Genomic DNA, 796 nt, shown 5'->3' with positions numbered 1-796 from the left:
GTCAGATGCGAGTTTTTGGTACCGGTGTTCTGGGGACTCGGTACTGCCGTGTTCCGAGTAGTTGGTACCGGGCCGAGGGGGGCGTCGGCCCGGACGGGCTACAATTTCAGGGTGGAATCACAGCTAGTCGCCTACATCGATGAGTCCTCCGCCCTTAGACCCCCAGACCGGCAGGAGTACATGGTGTGTGCAGCCATCATCGACACTCAAGACTTGGAAAAAATACGCGAGGAGCTGCGTCCACTACGACTTCCTGGCCAGGTCAAACTTCACTGGACCGACGAACGTAATAGCCGACGCCGAAAAATCGTGGACACCCTTTCTGAGATCGACTCCATGCAAGCGATCATCACCCACCAGAGTGAAGTGAGCAAGAAGACGGAGAGGCACCGCAGGAAATGCTTGGAGCAGATGTACTTCGAGCTCTCCGAGATGCACGTCCACAACGTCACTTTGGAAAGCCGGCAAGAAGCACAAAACAGGCGAGACGTCGCCCATATAGTTGCCCTGCAGGGCCAGGGACAAAGTGCTGGCATCCGACTGCGACACGTACGCGGTGGCGATGATCCCCTGCTCTGGATTCCAGATGCCGTTCTGGGAGCACTGAACTCCGTCCATCTAGGGGAAGAGCAGTACTGGGAGAAGCTGCACGAGAAAGTGGTCCTCAACCGTCCCACCCCGGATTCCCTCTAGAGGCAGGCGAAGACCCTGGGTCCAGTCGTCCGGCTGGGGTCCCAGGGTCTTCTTCCGATCCTGTCGTAACAGGTGGCAATAACACTAGGGTAGCACCATTTGG

At 57.4% G+C, this 796-nt stretch carries 1 protein-coding gene; it reads left to right on the top strand.

Features of this window, described 5'->3' with window-relative positions:
• Positions 1-111: 111 nt before the first annotated feature.
• Entirely contained in the window at positions 112-693 is a 582-nt protein-coding gene (locus HMPREF3009_RS01155) for a hypothetical protein (RefSeq protein WP_080986250.1), read from the top strand.
• Positions 694-796 lie beyond the last annotated feature (103 nt).

This window comes from Corynebacterium sp. HMSC034H07 (assembly GCF_001815175.1).
GTDB classification, from domain to species: Bacteria; Actinomycetota; Actinomycetes; order Mycobacteriales; family Mycobacteriaceae; genus Corynebacterium; species Corynebacterium hiratae.
Note: the sequence above shows the minus strand (reverse complement) of the source record. Positions and strands in the feature narration are given on the sequence as shown.